Source organism: Sulfoacidibacillus thermotolerans, assembly GCF_003144315.1.
In the GTDB taxonomy this organism is placed as follows: domain Bacteria; phylum Bacillota; class Bacilli; order Alicyclobacillales; family SLC66; genus Sulfoacidibacillus; species Sulfoacidibacillus thermotolerans.
On the sequence record NZ_MPDK01000028.1, the window covers coordinates 1 to 16,708 of the forward strand.

The window sequence follows — 16,708 nt, forward strand, 5'->3', positions numbered from 1 at the left end:
CGGTATCAATGACAAGAAATTTTGTAGTGAACAATGACAAACAACCATCTCCTTTCTTATTGATCGGGGGCGGGGTAAGTATTTTAGAAACGCTTTGGCAATCAGATTTTAGTTGCCCCGAATTGGATAGAACGACTGGCTGGAATCATCTCCAACCGAATCATGAGCCATAGAGCTTTTTATGAAATCTAGCACGCATTAGCCGCTATTTTTATTTTTTTGTATTGATCCGCTTTCCTTCTTCATACATGATAATGATTAAATAATACATTATGAATATATTATTTTCAATACATTTTTATTTGATTGGATTGCCATCGAATGCAAGATTAACTTTTTATTCTGATTATAAGAATGAAGAATTTGATCGACGTTCCGTTGGGACTTCCCTAGCAAATATTGCATAGAAAAAAGAAGAGAAACCGCCTATATAATAATAAACGTTTTGCAGAATCGATTTTCTGCTTGATTTGAAAAACGATCAGTGTTCAGTTAACCAACTCAAATTACAGTATTTGTGATATGTTAGCTGTATTGATCCCGGCAATTGCGTTTTTAGTTGATTTTTCTCTTACGCAGTTTTCGTTACCAAATGCACTGTAACACCTTGCACTTTAGCGATGGGGATATAAGGCGTTTGCCGTCAGGCGAATCTTTTGTTTTTCAATCGCATTAGATAGATCGTTGTAACATACTACTTCTATGGAATATAAATCCAGACTAACGTTGTCTACTCTTGTAAATATCATGTCATGTGGTGCCCAAAGTATTGTTGCCGTGTACTCACAACTGAAATGGAGGAAAGGATAAAAGCGATCCTGCGTGAAGTGGCAGAAGAACGCCAGGCGGACATTATTAAACTTGAGATCATGTCGGATTTCCCAAGTCGCACTCATTCTCGATATCGCGTAGAATACCACGAAACTGGAAACGCGAACTCGCTCCATATATCTCCGTTGTGCGCGATCATGCAAGACGATATGTCGGCCATTTCCCCCGAGGACATCCTATCTCAAGCGTCCTTTCATGATCCCATTGCATGATGCGCTTGGACAGTTGCAAGAAGCGTTGCAGGCGTTCGTGGATCAGCGGTTGCAGTCGCTCGATGTGGTACAGCAAGAAGTTCTGGCGGAGATCCAGCTGATCGGGGACAAATCTCGAAGGCATTGGTTGGATAAATAGGGCATTTCGCATTGAGGGACCTCTTCTCGAAATGCCCTTTTCGTACAAGTGAATGCTTTGTTTCACTTCGCGAGTATATCCCACACCATGTTGTCTACCTTGCGAGTGGGGCGATCAGAAAGGGCAATTCTGATCGATTCCTCCATTGTACTGTTTGCCAATTCGGTGTACGATGGAGGTGCAGGACTGCTCCCACGATGCAGCAAAAAGTTCCCATCAGCTGCTACTGACAGGGACGGGGCGGGGTACAGTGTCCGTCGGACAGTATCAAACAGTTACGTAAAGAATAGCCGTAACCCGGGGACAGAGGTGAACCGTGATCGAAGAGTCAGTTTTGGCGGCTGCGAGTTTATTGGCATTCATTGCTTACTTCACTTTCTTGATTGTGCTTCATATATTCCCCACCGGTAAAAACCCACTTTACAACACGATAAGTGATTACTCCGTCGGAAAATTTAGTGTGCTGGCTCGTTCTAGCACTGCCATCAATGGCATCGGCATATTGCTACTGCTTGCCGTACTCGTTCAAGTAGTTGGCATGCCACCGTTAACACGCACAGGATTGGTGTGGCTGGCAATATTGGCCCTCAGCCGTTTGGCAATGGTTTTCGTCCTTACGGACCTATCGGGTCAGAAAGTGACTCCTCAAGGCATCGCTCACATGATTCTGGCAGCATTGAGTTTTGTTGCTGGCGTGTCAGCGATCACGACCCTTACCCGCAATCTCAGCACATTTAATGCACTGCACGGCATATACCGGGTTTTGATGATCTTGGCTGAGATTTCAACACCATTGCTGGTGATCGTATTTGTCACTGTACTACTTCCAAAACTGCGACGGTGGTTGGGTCTAACTGAACGGGCGTTCCTGTTGACCATCAATGCTTGGTTACTGATTTTAGTCGGCTGGACCTTTTTGTACACGATTAGGGTGGTGCATTAACACAGGACATCTTGACCCTCAATTGACAAAGCGGATTCGTAAAAGACTTTACATGAACATACACCCGCCTTATGTGTCCGCTATTCAGCTATCGGGCTTGAGTATTACGCAATCATCCAACTGAGTCGCATTGTGATTGAGAAATGTTTGGTCGTTGGTTCTATAATCGATACAGAAGGCACGTTTTTATTTAGCACCGAGGAAAGAGCTGCATGACAGAGATGGTTTTAGGCTGTAGTAGTGGACACAACGAATCGAGAATGTGAAAATAAGTAAATCTTTGATTCGAGGTGTTCATGTTGAAACGACAGTACGACAACGATTTTAAACTCAATACCGTTAAACTGGTTGTAGAGGAGGGGAAGGTTGCCTCCCAGGTAGCACGTGATCTTGGAATCACTTCAAAGATGCATTACGGTTGGATTGCTCAGTATAAAGATGACCCTAAACATCCATTTGTGGGTAGCGGACATCTCAAGCCGGAAGCCCAAGCGGCAAGAGATTTGGAGCGTGAGAACCGTGAGTTGCGGGAGGAGAATAAAATCTTAAAAAAGGCGTTGCGCATCGTAAGCCCAGACCGGAAGTAAGGTATCCATTCATATACGATCACCGCTTCGACTTTTCGGTTCAGAGGATGTGCAAAGTACTGTATGTATGCATGGCTTAAGCACCTTGACAGTGAGCGTAAGCAGTGATGCCGAAAACTGACACGGCGTATCCATCAAATCTTTCTGTCCTCTCGACGTTTATGTGGATAGGATTATATGGAATTATAGATTAAGAAACCGTACAATCCGCAAATATAAGGCGACAACCAATTCTAAACACAACCGCCTGTAAATTACAATATACTAAACCAACCGTTTAAGGTTGAACGTCCAAACCAGGTGTATATGTAAGATATTACATATGGCACACCCAGCTAACATCAATCGCCTCATGGTGATTATGTTACTTGAGCATGTTTGGAATGCGAACTCGAAAGAACTGATTTCGAGCACTCGCCCTCCCCCTGCTACAAGAAGAAGTGAGCCGAAGCGGCGATGACTCGCTGGACTCTGTCAAAGTGACGGGGTCCATGGGGAATGGAGTTTGCGACTGAACCATGTTTTTGTCTAGATCAATGTGAGCCACTGAGATTTAGACAAAAACAACATCTATGGGCACCGTTGATAAAACGGCAGCAGCACATGCACGGCTATCAATTACTCTCTGTACATCCTAAACATTAATGGTAAAAAAAGAGGTCAACATTGAAAGCCTCCAGATAGTCAACAACCGAATCTCCCGCTGTAAAAGCGGAACGAGTGATATTTAGTCCATCGTTGAGAATGCTATTTAGAACTCGAAATCCGATTTCAGGACTGTTACTCGACATGATCACGACTTCAACAAGTGGAAGCTCACCTGAATTTTTGGTGCATATTTAGTTTAAACATTGCACGTACAAGTGGATGCGCCACCCCATTCTGTAACGGTACATCCTCATTCTCGAACATTTTCTGTCTATAGATCTCCATGGCAGAATCCCGGTCCGAAGCCGGTAATTCTCTAAAAAGCATGTATATATCTCTTCTATAACATACAGAGCTGTTGACGAAACCCAAACAACTAGTGTATCAGAAAGATCCAGCGACATAGGTGACCCCCTAACGAACTCTCGGTTTCACAAAAAGCCGTTTCATTCACGAAACTCCTCCATCCATCCCACGGTAAAAGCGCCACTCGCTTCAATATCCGATAGGTAACAAATGCGACCCAAACGTCAAACCTCTTGAGCGCTCTTCACAACACGATAATCGACGTTGAGAGTGCCAAAATGGGCTTCACCACACTTGATTTTCGCCTGTTCACTGTCCCGGAGATCACCAAGATACGTCGAACCCTTGGTCTCACGAACCAGATACAGCTTGGTGCCCTCGTCCTTTGACTGCTTCACAATGGCCCAGTCAGGGTTGTACGAGCCGATTGGCGTATCGACCTTGAACCAACCCGGCAGCTTGACAAAGAAACGGATATCCTCCCTCGTATCCAGGGCCTTTGCAAATTCAAGCTCAACGTTTGAGTCAACCTCAATGTGATCGTACACTGATTTAGTCACTCTCACGATTCGGCTCTCATACAGACTCAATTCCTCTTCGAACCCACCGTCGTCTTCCTTGAATTTCTTGAGCATCTCATACTCCTGGCCCGTCAGCTCATACCTGATGCCTTCAATCATCAGACGTTGCAACATCTCACGGATGGCACGGGTTGCAAAATCAAGGAACTGCTGCGGATTCACAAACACATCGCTGAGCCGCCCGGATTGAATCAGAATTTCCGCAATGGTGCCACGTGTCAGCTCCGTTTGCCTTTGGATATATCCAATGAGATCTGGGACTTCGCTGCCTTGTGTTACCGATTGTTGCCGAACACCAAGCATCTTCGTAGTTACACCCTGTTCTGTAATTTCAATCCCACTTTTTACTGCATGTATTGAAGGCGTGCTGACCGCTGGCATTGACTTGATTGCTGAGGCTGCCTGTTCAATGAGTTCCTTCGTGTCGTATTCAACAGAATACCGTGTCTTGTGTTTGATGCGCTTCCAAAGTTCAACGAAATCCTTGTTATCACGCAGGTCTTCTCGACGGCGTACGGTCCTTCGTTCCCGCTTGTTGTCCGGTTTCGGGAATTTGTCACCTGTCTCTTCCTCGATCTCAGTTTGCAACGAGCGTGCGAAGTCATCATAACTCTCGTTTGCGATCACCGTAAGGCGATTGATGGGATGATCCATAATGCGTTGTCCCGTTTCATCCACAGGAAGACGAAGGCCTCGACCGATTTCCTGCCTCTTTTTGATCTCAGATTTGGTTTCATTGAGCGTACAAATCTGAAACACATTCGGGTTGTCCCAGCCTTCTCTGAGAGCGGAGTGGCTGAAAATAAACCGGATAGGCTCGTCTCTCGAAAGGAGACGCTCCTTGTCCCTCATGATCAATTCATAGACCTCATCATCCGCCTGCGTATTCCCTGACGTATCCTTTACATTGCCTTTTCTATCAGTTGCAAAGTAGCCATTATGGACTTTCTCGACAGGTGGCAGTCCCAATACCGAATATCTCGGGTTTCGAGCCAGTTCTGTATATGCTTGCTCAAACCATTTTCGAATCTTACCTTCTTCATCGGCATAGTTAGCCACCCGATCTATGAAAAAGAGCGATAGCACCTTAAGACGCTTGCCTTCAGAGAACTCATTGTAAATCCTTAATTCTTTTTCCAAATGCTCTTTGACCGTCTCTTGTATCTGCACTTTCATGACATCATCCTGGTGAGCCCCGATGGCCAGTCCCACGTAAATGGTGATTCCATTCGTGAAGGCAATGTACCCGTTCCCTGCGTCGATGTGATCCACAATGTATCCCTGGTAGGCAGCACGGCCATTCGATACGTCAAACAAATCCGTTCCATTTCGACTCACACTGACCGTTTTTCGAGACGGGCCGTTTTCTCCCTGTACATCCATCGTCAGTTTCGCAGTGATCTTCGTTTTGGTCGGAGTAATGGACTCGAGACGAATGAAAGGACGGTTAAAGTCCGGATCGTCTATTACAGAATCCACTTCAATCCGCTTGACCAGCTTCATTTCGTATGCCTTAACAGGGCCAAGGCGATACAAAAGGTTATACAATTTTCGATGCGTTGCACTGTATCGAAGCGTGCAGAGCGGATTCAGACTAGCGATAGCTTCCTTAGCCTGAGTGCTCTCCATATTCTGCGGTTCATCCAAAATCACAATGGGACGTGTGCTTTGAATGAACTCAATGGGTTTATGCCCGGACAGACGGTCATTCTCCCGGTGAATGACATTGTTCGTCTTCTTGTTGAAAGCATCAATGTTGATGATAAGAATTTGCAACTGATTTGATGTGGCAAACTGCCTCAGTGACGAGACTCGTTTCGAATTGTACACCCAGTAGTCAAATGGATGTCGCCCGTAGATGTCTTCAAAGTGTTCACGGGTGATTTCTAGGTTTTTCATGACACCCTCACGGATTGCCACGCTAGGCACCACAATGATGAACTTCGTGAAACCGTACTTGGCGTACAACTCGTGAATCGTACGTAGGTAGACGTACGTCTTACCCGTTCCTGTCTCCATCTCAAGGGAAAAGTCCATGCCATCATGGGTTTCTGCTTGATTGATCCCATTTCTTGTTTGGATTCGTTTCACATTGTCCGAAATAGTGTTCCAGTCAATTAAGAGCTCGTTACCGAATCCAAGCTCCGTCATCAGACCGCTGAATCCAGTGTCCAAACGCATTTCAAATTGCCCGGATGCCTGCGGTTGACCGTAAAAAATATCAACCACGGACTGGATGGCATCAAGTTGGTACTGCTGACTGCGCTCAAACTTGATCTTCATGAGCTATCTCCTTTTTTTACACTGTACGAAATGCAATTCCAGCAGTCTGCATTCTCAACCGGATGTTAGTTTTAAGGTTGTCGTTCCCATGAAATGCAGAGTCAAGACATATGACATTTCGTGTACCTTGATCAATCATTCCGAATAAAGTCTTTTCTTGAATTGGGTCTTCAAGGAAAATATAAAGTACACCGCCCCCTATTGAAAACACTTCTTGCCCCTCAATAATGGTAGAGTCAATGCGAGCCGTTAGAGGCAATCCTGTCTTCAATATGAGTTCGTATAAGATATCTTCTTTGGTACGTTCTGGCTTAACATTGTCCACAAAGAGCCTCAGTTGATCTTCAAGTGCATGTGTAGCCGTGGATACCTGACTGTTATCCCATGTCTTGAAACTGCTTGAATCCAAACTGAACACCCGGAATCCGTAGAGAGATTCCCCATTGTCTTCACGAACCCGATTGTAATCATCAACAACTTTTCTTACCCGCTCCTCCATAATATCTGATACCGTTGGGTAACTCTCTGAATCTGTGGGCTCAGGTAATTGAACGAGAATGAATTTACGGTTGCCCCCATCCTCCTGGTTCTGGGCAAGCACCGCTTGAGCGGTAGTTCCCGAACCTGCGAAAAAATCAAGGACAATTGCTTCTTCATCCGGTGACGTAGCAATTTGCAACATTCTTTGAATTAGGCGCACTGGCTTAGGGGTGTCAAAGATTGTATCCACCCCAGGCAACAAGTTTTTCAACTCTTGTTTCGCTTCTTGATTGTCGCCGCAGTCCTCACGCTTCCACCAGGTTACTGGGACATTCCCTCCCTGAACCTCCGATAGAAACTTCTTTAGTGCGGGGACATTGTTCCCATCAGTTCCAAACCAAATTCGATTATCTGCAATTAACGCTTCCATTCGTTCACGAGAGGTTGCCCAGCATCTCCCATTTGGCGGATTCACAATGCGGCCTGATGGGGTGGTAATTGGATAATCATACGATTTCGAATAGGTCTTGACCGATAAATCCGCTGCTTTCCACGGACCCCTTGGGTCGTTGTCTGGATTTTTATATCTTTGATTCTGCTCGTCGGTCCTTGGGAGCAAATTACGATTCCAACCGGTATCCTCTGACTTGTTCATCTTTGCATGGCGTGCATATACGACGATATGGTCGTGCATGTCGCTGAAATATGTTGCATCGTTTTGCGGTGAATATTTTTTTTGCCACACAATGTTAGCAATAAAGTTCTCTTCACCAAAAATCTCATTCATAATCGAGCGAAGGTTATGGACTTCATTGTCGTCAATTGATACGAAAATGACCCCATCCTCCCTCAAAAGATTCCTAGCTAGGAATAGCCGGGGATACATCATACTTAACCACTTGGAGTGAAAACGGCCGTCCCCTTCCACGTTTGTGGTAAGTTTCATACCATCCCCGCTGATTTGCCCAGAAAACTTGAGGTAATCATCCAAACCTTCTCGAAAGTTATCAGGATAAATGAATTCTTTGCCTGTGTTGTAGGGCGGGTCGATGTAAATCATTTTGACCTTACCGTGGTATGATTTTTGAAGAAGTTTGAGGACTTCCAGATTGTCACCACGGATGAGGACATTCTCCGCATCAACAAACAACCTGGATTTGTCAACTGCTGGCCGTAGGGTCCCCGTACTTGGTGATTGGACGTTACGAATTGCTTCGCTTTTACCCGGCCACGTAAGGCCAAATCTTTCTTGGCCAGTTTCAATATTTTCCCCTAGCATCTGTCGTAATTTCTCAAAATCGATTCGTCCTTCAGAAACAACGCCGGGGACGCTTTCTTTGATGGTTTCCAAGATCTTATTTGAGATATTTTCAGACCTCAGCTCTACTTTACCTTCCATGCTGATCGCTCCCTCACTTATTGTATTGTTGTAACAGGTACATATCCTTTCCTAACCGCAGCGGAGCCGCCCACATTACCTTTCCAAATGAAGTCCAAGTCGGATATCTCAGTTGAGGTGAATCTCGTACAATACTCTGCTTGTCGTTAAATCCAACAAGATAGCACTCTCCCCACCTCTGAAAAATATCGAGATCAGCAATTATATCTCCATACTCCCCCCGACTCTTGCTGCGAATGATGTCATCTTCTGTGATTTCCAATGAACCAAGTTGAGTTCTGTCATACTCATAATAAACTTGTAATTCCAAGTCAGTCGAAATATCGTTAGCAATGGTGCTGGTTTTCTTGAAAATCTTGAAATCCCTATGTTTGACCGCTTTAGCTAGATTTTCTCCTTGGACCAACCTCGAGGACTTTATCGATACAGTTGTCATTGAGGATGGAGGTGTTTTCAAAAATCTCCAAGTCGTAACGTCCGTGCTCTTGCCAATTGCAATGTCCCACGGATCAGGATTTTGAAAGTCGTCAGTACGAATGTCGTCGTACGAAACGTAACTTATATTTTGCGATTTTAGGTACTCAATCACGGCGGCTTCAGCAACGAATCCCATAATCTTGTCATCTAAACTCTCAGATGGAGGACGGTCATTCATTCCGGGTCTATCAATGCTGTAAAAGTATTTCTCGCAGGCATGACTGACTGCGGTGACAATGCCTTGTTGTGAAACTCTCCATGTAATAGGTATTGGCACAAAAAATCCTCCTTCTGAAGTTCCCTTACTACACTACTGTCCAGCGAACGGTAAACAACGGTTTCAAACGATGGGTCTGTTTCAATTGACGCTCGATGTTTTCAATAAGTTCGTTGCGCTTCGCATCAATGGCGTCTTGTGCTTCGTACAATTCCCGCCGTTTCTTGTTTCGCTGGGTCTCTATGTCACGTTGCGCCTTTTGCGCCGCCAGTTTATCTGCAAGAGAGATCGCAGTGGTGGAAGCACGACGCAATTCCCGAATTTGCTTGTCGAGGTCTTTAATTTCCTGTTCCAATCCAAACTTCAAGTCGTCCGCCCATCGGTCAAGCTTTGCAACTTCCTCATCAAAGAAGCGCCCATTCTTCTCCTCGACAAAATGCAGCTTCTCCTTGACGATTTTCGCTCCGATTTGCTCGACCAAGGCCGTTGGTTTTGCCGTTGGATCGATCTGTCTTACCACGGCCTGTGGCTTAAAGAGTTTCAAACAGGTCTCTTCATCCACGATTTCTCCGTTATCCGTCATCCCGGAAAACAACAGAAACTCTTCCAACTCGAGCGATTCAACTGCTAATTCAGCGACTTGAAGCCATCCGGATTTACCTTTTAACGCCTGAACGGTACTGATTAAACCGTCATAATCAGAATATCGGATGACAAGTTCAGCAGGTGGCAGTTCCCTCGAAACGGCCCGATCCACAAGGGCTTGGGCCAATGGATGGTCGATCCGAAAGAAGTTGTCGCTATTTGCCTCTGCGGCTTTCCAGTCAAGGTGATACGTCCCAGATGGCGCATCATTTCCAGAGTACCTGAATCGGGGTGCAGTTTCATCGAACAACGCATCTTCTGCCAGTTCTACTTTCGCAAGTGACAGCAGGTATTGTTGCTGCTCCGACAACCGTTCGGTCGCTTGCCCCTCATACACCTTGAGTCGGGCGTGTACATCCTCATCGAAATTGTCCAGTAGCGCCCGCCGGGTTTCAGTCAAACGGCTTTCAATCGACGACTCCAATTCCTTTTGCAGGGCGTCGAAGGCAGAATTGATTTCCTCGACCGTTCGGCACTCTTGGTACACTTGAGCGATTCTCTTTTCGAGGTCGACTCCAGATTCCAGCGCTCCAAGGACTTCATCACTGGCGCCAAAAATCCCACTAAACAACTGAAATTTTTCCGCCAATAATTCGTATACCCTTTGATCGGCTTCGTTCCTCTTGTTCAAAAAGTTTACAACGACCACATCATGTTTCTGTCCATACCGGTGACAACGGCCAATTCGCTGTTCAACACGCTGCGGGTTCCACGGCAGGTCGTAATTTACAATTAACGAACAAAACTGGAGATTCACACCTTCCGCAGCGGACTCCGTGGCGATGAGGATCGCCGCTCTATCGCGAAATTCCTCGATGAGTGCCGCACGAATGTCTGCGCTCCGGGACCCGGTGATGACGGATTCACCCTCATGTCGCTTTAACCACTCTTGGTATATGTTTGTGGACAGGGGATCGTTGTTCATTCCGTTGAAGAGTACGATTTTGCCTTCATAGCCGTTATCCGTCAGGAGTTGGAACAGGTACTGCTGCGTTCGTCGTGATTCTGTAAAGATAACCGCTTTCTCCTTAGAACCAAGGGATTTTGCCTTATCCATCGCTTTGTCCAGCACGGTGAGAAGCGCATCGCCCTTCGCATTGTATCGAATGCTTTCTGCCAAATCAGCGTACCGCCGTAAAAGCGATAACTCCTCCGCCAGAAGTTGCGGATCGACACGTTCTTGCTCCGTTGTGTCATCCCATTCATCTTCCAGTTCATCCACACCCTCGTAATCATCTGCCACCTCTTCCACGTTCATCGGTTGAAGATTTTCCAGGCGCCGGATGAGACCACGAAGCGTTCCCGCAATCGCAAAAGTCGATGAAGCAAGCAGCTTGCGCAATACGAGCGTCATCAGACTGCGTTGACTCGCTGGCAATGCCAAGAGGACTTCTCGGCGAAGGTATTCCGTGACCTCTTCGTAGAGTCGATGTTCATCATCACTTGGCGTAAACTCCTGCGTGATTGGGATCCGATTCGTATACCGTATGTATTCTAGTACTTGTTTCCGCAGGGTCCGAGTGCAAATGAGAACTAGTCTTTCCCGAAGTAAACGATTCCGCTCTTCAGACGACTGTCTCGCAAACTGAGCTTGAAACGATTTATCATCTCCAAAGACGTTCGGGTCTACGATACTAACAAGCCCATAAAGCTCCATCAGACTATTTTGCAACGGCGTAGCCGTAAGCAAAAGCTTTTTCGTACGGGCCAACGTTGCCTGAATGTTCTTCGCCAATTTGTTTGTTGATTTGTATACATTCCGCAAACGGTGTGCTTCGTCCAGCACTGCAAGATCCCAAGATACCTGAGATATATATTCCGACTTTGCAGCCGCAAAGTGATAGGAGCAAATGACCACCAGATTACGCAGATCAAATGGGTTCGTAACACCTTGACGCAATAGGCTGTTGAAGGACCTTGCTTCAAGGATGATGGACGGCAGATGGAATTTCTCCTCCAGTTCCATCGCCCACTGCTTACGCAATGTGGCTGGAACGACGACAATCAGTTTTCGACGGCGCTCCGCCCAGCGTTGTGATAACACCAGACCAGCTTCAATCGTCTTGCCAAGTCCCACCTCATCGGCGAGAATAGCGCCTTGTGACAGTGGTGACCGTAGTGCAAATAGAGCTGCATCTATCTGATGAGGATTTACGTCAACCCTAGCATTCGCTATAGATCGAGTGATTCTATCAAAATCATCGGCGGCAGCACGCAAAGTTAGCAGATGCGCCCAAAGTTTCGAATGATACGGTGTCGACATTGCATTTTTCCCTTCAATGAAAGATACCGCAAAATTTACCGTCTTCCATTTTACTACAGACTACCAGAATCTACGACTGGATTGACCCCTTTATTTTGGACAATATCTCAGTTTATCTGTCTCTACCTTAGTTTCTCGCCCTTGCCCATAGATTGCCGATCCTACCAACCGCCTTCTCTCCAATCAAGGGTTCGCTTTGCCGCCCTCCGGCCGCCCTTGATTTCCGTTCCGCCGCTTGGGTTTTTGCAGCTATGGGGCAAAGGCTTACTTTATACGTTTGTATATCATTTCTATACTTTCACATCTTTTGTAGGCGTAAGCCCTCTGTTCTTATGCGCTTCATGGAAAGCTACCGGTGACATATACCGCAGACTCGAATGCAGGCGCCTCGTATTGTAAAAATCCATAAAATCACTCACGATCTCGTATGCTTCCGCATAGTTCTCAAATTCGTACCGAGACAAGCATTCATCTTCCAGCCTGCGGTGGAAAGACTCAATGTGCGCATTCATATTCGGTGTTCTTGGCGGGATTCGTTCGTGCTCTAAACCCCATTCGATACATCGTGCATCGAATCGTTCACTCACAAACTGCGGCCCATTGTCGGAGCGAATCACAGGCTTATTATCTGATTCAAACAATTGCCGTTTCCATAAAGCCATCTGAAGCGTCTGCGCACTACAAACGGTGTGGAACAGATCCGTAGACGAGATCGGGTCATTCGCATCTACCCTAATCGCGATTCTGTGAAGCGACTCATAGGCGCATTGCTCATGGAAATGGACGAGAAATGGCAAACGAGTCATCGCTATTTTGACATGCAGGGGTACTTTCTGTGGAAAGAGGAGCAGAAAAAACAGGAAAAACAAGATGCAAAAATTAGCAAGATTCGTTAACGTCATGCGATTTCTACCAAAGATGATTTTACACCACATTTAGGACTTGATCGTGGTTACAGTGAGCGAACTTTGCTTTGCATATCTTTCTACCATATTGGAATATAATAGAAATCTAATGAAAATTTTAGATTGAATCTATCCGCGGGACTGAGGATTGATCTGCGATACTTTGATAGTGTATGAAATTAGGAGGTGATATTGTGGAAGCAATAGAATTACTTCAAGAAGAAACTCCCATCGCTGGGAATCTTGAAACTGGAATTGGCGGGGCATTGGCAGGCGTGGCAACTTGGGGATTTGGCACTGGTGGCATTCTCCTTGGCGCAGCTGCCATAGGAGTGGAATTAACTCCTATTGGTTGGGTAGCAGATGGGATTTTGGGGGTCGCTGCTGTAGGCGGAGGATATTTGCTTGGTAATGGCCCAATTTAAGTTCTGTATTTGCTGTTAATTGGTTTTTTGTTTAACTTTGCAGACGTAGCTGATACAGAGTAAAATAAAATTACTCTGTATTAGCAAACTTCTTAGATTACATTTCACTGAAAAAATAATCTGAAATACATATAAATTATGCTTTTAAAAAGAGGGATATTGATGGAGTTTGATCTTATCATACTATTGCCGATAACTGTATTTTTTTTCTTGCTTGTTATAGGTGTAATAAAAACAAATATAAAGCGTGAACTTGCAATCATAGAGTTCATTGCTGGTCTAGGACTAATATATTCAACCCTATTATATTTATGGAAGGGTCATTTTACATGGGGCATTGACTTTTCGCTGATTCCCTTTACGTTCATGGTTTTTTATGGATTTCTAAAGTATGGGAAAGGGTCTGGTATGACCCGCACACAATTAAAAGTACTCGTTTGGGGCGGGGTAATTGTAGGGATCATTTCGTTTATTAGTTTGGTTTAATAGTAGACGTTAAGCAAAAATATATGCAAGTATGTAGCCCTGTCTGAAACTAAAATTAATTGAATATTATAAATAATAATATACAGTATCATGAGTTATGCAGATGGTGGTTGAATCAGGGAATTGATTGTTATTGAACAAATTGCGGAATCCGCGATAGCTCCTTTACCTGAATGCCCGTCGAGTCGGTGAATCGCACGGGAAAACGGGTGACGAAAATGAAATACACGCCCATCGCCGCCGTGGTTGGCAAACGGGTCAAAGCCGATAATCCGCATACCAACTCGCTCCGACTAGTGGAACCCAGTGCCCCTGATGATGAACAAGAACAAGTCGAGGTGTACAGGGCGCGTATCTCCTGATCAGCAACCGCCATGATGCGCCCCAAGAAGTGCTGGTCGCCTGGTTGAAGCGATGGAACATCGAGATCCTGTTCCATACGGCCAAGCAGGAACTGGGGATGCTGAACTGTCACTCGCCAAATGTGAATCACATTCAAGCGCATCTCACCTTGCTGTTCACTGCAGAAACGCTCATCCGTTATCTCTGCAATGGGCGCAAATAAAAACAGCGGACGAGGAAGATTGCACACACGGACAAGTGATCCGCAATCTGCTCTGCATCCGCTGTCGAATTCGTCAAGTCGCTCGGCAAAATGAGCAAGATTCGATCATGCTCGATCTTGACACACAAGCAAAAGACTTTGCTAGACTCATCCATAAATTTTGGCCAACTAAACTGGAATTGGGGTGGTTTGAACCTACCAATACCCAATTACTGAGAGTAACTGCATAGGTCTTGTGTTAATGAGGTGTTGACCACTCATTCGGGCCTTGCATTGGTCGGCTTGCTCCTTGAAAAAACACGTCTATCGAACCGCCTAAACGCGATTTCCGTTCCCGGACGCACGTATACCGAAATTGCTAACCGTGATGTCGCGTACGCCTATATCGGTCTCCTGTGTCAGGGGAAGAGTGACTTTGACCATATAGAACCCTTTCGCTACGATGAATTCTTCCCCGAAGCGCTGCGCGTCACCGATGTGCCGTCGAGCCCCACGCTACGCCAACGACTGGATCTGGTGGCGCCGGATCAAAACCGCGGCTGGCAGTCCGTCATTCTCGAGGAGTCGGCTCGCCTGTTGCGCACGGTCCATGCTCCCTTGACGCCCATGGTCCTCGGCGAAGATTAGCGCGTATACCTCCCGTTGGATATCGATGTGTCGCCATTCGATAACTCGGGCACCAAGAAAGAGGGGGTATCTCTCACGTACAAGGGGTGTGATGGCTATGCACCGATCTTCGCGTACCTTGGTCAGGAAGGATACGCCGCCCATGTGGAGTTTCAAACGGGGAGCACTCACTGCCAAAAAGGCACGGCTGCGTTTCTTGGCCAGAGTATCCGCTATGCCCGTCAGATCTCGGACCGGCGACTGCTGGTGAGAATGGACGCGGGAAACGACAGCGTTGAGAATCTGGTCGTGTGCAGAAACGACGAAACGGGCGCCGACTTTATGATCAAGAAGAATCTGAGAAAAGAGAGCCCCGAGGCCTGGCTCATGACGGCGCAGCAGCATGGCACCTATAGTGAAGCGCGCGAGGGCAAGAAGGTGTATCGGGGATCGATCATGGCTCCGATGCGAGGATTGGAAAAGCCCGTCCGCATGGTCTTTGAAGTGATCGAGCGGACGATCCAAAGTGACGGTCAGGTGCTGTTGCTTCCAAATATTAAGTTGGCCGTGTACTTGACGAGTTTGCCGGATGCGCCATCCGTGATCATCGATCTGTATCACGCCCATGGAACGATGGAGCAGTTTCACAGCGAGATCAAGACGGACCTAGATCTGGAACGGTTGCCGTCGGGGAAGTTTGCGACGAATGATCTGGTGTTACATTTCGGCTTCTTGACTTACAATTTGCTGCGCATCATCGGCCAAGAAAGTCTCCAAGTACAAGATGGACCGCTGCGCAAGAAGGTACAGCGACGTCGCATTCGTACGGTGATCCAGAACTTGATCACGTTGGCAGCGAAAATGACGAGGCTTACGCGTCAGACACGGCTACGCTTGGGGCGAGGAAATCGGTGGTTGTTGATGTTTGTGCGGTTGTACCAAGCGTTTGGCTGAATGTGCGTGCCATTTATACAGTTGTGGACAACGCCTGAGATCGTGAGGCGTATTCACATGTGGACAACTTTTTGAATCCGAGGTCTTCTGATCGGACGGGGCCACGAAACAACTGCCTGAGCGGTGTCAGAGGACGGGCACGGGGCATGCCTCAGGATTTTGATGCCGGTGTCACGGATTCAGGTTTTATATTTAAATTCCAATTTCAAAGCTCATAAATTTAAAATAAAATATTAAATTGTTTAAGAACTAACAACACCCAAAATAAAACCGTCACTGCAATTAATATTCCGAAATTAATTGCCCTCACCATCTCTTGGTTGGATAATATAGGTAATTTTTTTTAGATACTACAGTAATTGAAATAAGAATGATACCCAACAAATACCAAATTAACATCATCGTTTTTTTCACCATCCTAAATAAGTGAATTAGTCTTATATCTTGGAGAACGGTCCCAGATTACAGAACTACAATCTGAAATAGTTCTTCAAGCCCAGTACTTTTGTAGTTAAACGTTACAAAGTACCGTCTCCAGCAAGATAACCTCCAGCAGCCCCTATAGCCGCTCCTACACCTAGAATAACCCAAGCGGCTCCCCCAGTGGCCACACCTAAAGCAACAACTGCAGCACCAACACCAACACCAGTTAGACCACCAAGAATTGAATCCCCAATTGCCGCTTCTTCATCACCTGCAACAATTGATAAATCCATTGTGGTTAAAGCTTCCATATCTAACTACCTCCCTAGAATT

Annotated in this window: 16 protein-coding genes and 2 pseudogenes; 10 read left to right on the forward strand and 8 right to left on the reverse strand. The window is 46.1% G+C overall.

The annotated features are described in order from the left end of the window. The first annotated feature begins 713 nt into the window (after positions 1-713). From BM613_RS15830 to BM613_RS12280, 4 genes are all read left to right on the forward strand, one after another. Entirely contained in the window at positions 714-1,043 is a 330-nt protein-coding gene (locus tag BM613_RS15830; RefSeq protein ID WP_109431473.1) for a transposase, read from the forward strand. Further along, positions 1,027-1,182 (forward strand): hypothetical protein, encoded by a 156-nt coding sequence (locus BM613_RS15135; RefSeq protein ID WP_181363128.1) that lies wholly within the window; start codon positions 1,027-1,029, stop codon positions 1,180-1,182. Before BM613_RS15830 ends, BM613_RS15135 begins: the two co-directional genes overlap by 17 nt. Before the next feature lie 316 nt (positions 1,183-1,498). Beyond that, positions 1,499-2,125, forward strand: coding sequence for a DUF998 domain-containing protein (locus BM613_RS12275; protein ID WP_109431474.1), 627 nt, complete (start codon positions 1,499-1,501; stop codon positions 2,123-2,125). A 299-nt stretch (positions 2,126-2,424) separates the two neighbouring features. Beyond that, positions 2,425-2,712, forward strand: a complete 288-nt coding sequence (locus BM613_RS12280) for a transposase (protein WP_219930687.1) — start codon at positions 2,425-2,427, stop codon at positions 2,710-2,712. Between the two features lie 641 nt (positions 2,713-3,353). Here BM613_RS12280 and BM613_RS15835 read toward each other — a convergent pair. The 6 genes from BM613_RS15835 to BM613_RS15840 form a co-directional block, all read right to left on the reverse strand. Continuing rightward, the gene (locus BM613_RS15835; RefSeq protein ID WP_425450698.1) at positions 3,354-3,551 is read right to left on the reverse strand and encodes a 5'-nucleotidase; all 198 of its coding nucleotides are present in this window, start codon (positions 3,549-3,551) and stop codon (positions 3,354-3,356) included. A gap of 339 nt (positions 3,552-3,890) precedes the next feature. Further along, positions 3,891-6,530 (reverse strand): restriction endonuclease, encoded by a 2,640-nt coding sequence (locus BM613_RS12290; protein ID WP_109431476.1) that lies wholly within the window; start codon positions 6,528-6,530, stop codon positions 3,891-3,893. A 16-nt stretch (positions 6,531-6,546) separates the two neighbouring features. Further along, positions 6,547-8,409, reverse strand: a complete 1,863-nt coding sequence (locus tag BM613_RS12295; protein ID WP_109431477.1) for a site-specific DNA-methyltransferase — start codon at positions 8,407-8,409, stop codon at positions 6,547-6,549. A gap of 13 nt (positions 8,410-8,422) precedes the next feature. Continuing rightward, positions 8,423-9,163, reverse strand: coding sequence for a hypothetical protein (locus tag BM613_RS12300; protein ID WP_109431478.1), 741 nt, complete (start codon positions 9,161-9,163; stop codon positions 8,423-8,425). A 28-nt stretch (positions 9,164-9,191) separates the two neighbouring features. Further along, positions 9,192-12,011, reverse strand: a complete 2,820-nt coding sequence (locus BM613_RS12305) for an SNF2-related protein (RefSeq protein WP_109431479.1) — start codon at positions 12,009-12,011, stop codon at positions 9,192-9,194. A gap of 290 nt (positions 12,012-12,301) precedes the next feature. Beyond that, positions 12,302-12,673 (reverse strand): integrase core domain-containing protein, encoded by a 372-nt coding sequence (locus BM613_RS15840; protein WP_181363129.1) that lies wholly within the window; start codon positions 12,671-12,673, stop codon positions 12,302-12,304. Positions 12,674-12,679: 6 nt separating this feature from the next. Between BM613_RS15840 and BM613_RS15345 the strand changes: the two are divergent. The 3 genes and pseudogenes from BM613_RS15345 to BM613_RS12320 all read left to right on the forward strand — a co-directional run. Next, a pseudogene (locus BM613_RS15345) lies at positions 12,680-12,907 on the forward strand (transposase); the annotation flags it as partial. A 203-nt stretch (positions 12,908-13,110) separates the two neighbouring features. Beyond that, positions 13,111-13,341: a hypothetical protein gene (locus tag BM613_RS12315; RefSeq protein ID WP_109431481.1), complete on the forward strand. Its 231-nt coding sequence runs from the start codon at positions 13,111-13,113 to the stop codon at positions 13,339-13,341. A 162-nt stretch (positions 13,342-13,503) separates the two neighbouring features. After that, positions 13,504-13,827: a hypothetical protein gene (locus BM613_RS12320; RefSeq protein WP_109431482.1), complete on the forward strand. Its 324-nt coding sequence runs from the start codon at positions 13,504-13,506 to the stop codon at positions 13,825-13,827. 95 nt (positions 13,828-13,922) lie between these two features. Here the strand turns inward: BM613_RS12320 and BM613_RS14915 are convergent, their stop codons facing one another. Beyond that, the gene (locus BM613_RS14915; RefSeq protein WP_146192813.1) at positions 13,923-14,105 is read right to left on the reverse strand and encodes a hypothetical protein; all 183 of its coding nucleotides are present in this window, start codon (positions 14,103-14,105) and stop codon (positions 13,923-13,925) included. Between the two features lie 113 nt (positions 14,106-14,218). On the opposite strand from BM613_RS14915, the gene BM613_RS15845 reads away from it, so the two are divergent. The 3 genes and pseudogenes from BM613_RS15845 to BM613_RS12330 all read left to right on the forward strand — a co-directional run bounded on the left by BM613_RS15845 (position 14,219) and on the right by BM613_RS12330 (position 15,952). Next, complete coding sequence (locus BM613_RS15845) at positions 14,219-14,392, forward strand: transposase (RefSeq protein ID WP_181363131.1); 174 nt, start codon at positions 14,219-14,221, stop codon at positions 14,390-14,392. Between the two features lie 35 nt (positions 14,393-14,427). Next, the gene (locus BM613_RS15850) at positions 14,428-14,622 is read left to right on the forward strand and encodes a hypothetical protein (RefSeq protein WP_181363132.1); all 195 of its coding nucleotides are present in this window, start codon (positions 14,428-14,430) and stop codon (positions 14,620-14,622) included. Continuing rightward, positions 14,615-15,952, forward strand: a pseudogene (locus BM613_RS12330) (IS1380 family transposase). Before BM613_RS15850 ends, BM613_RS12330 begins: the two are co-directional and overlap by 8 nt. Before the next feature lie 518 nt (positions 15,953-16,470). Here the strand turns inward: BM613_RS12330 and BM613_RS12335 are convergent. Next, on the reverse strand, positions 16,471-16,686 hold the full coding sequence (locus BM613_RS12335) for a hypothetical protein (RefSeq protein WP_109431484.1): 216 nt from the start codon (positions 16,684-16,686) through the stop codon (positions 16,471-16,473). Between the last annotated feature and the right edge of the window lie 22 nt (positions 16,687-16,708).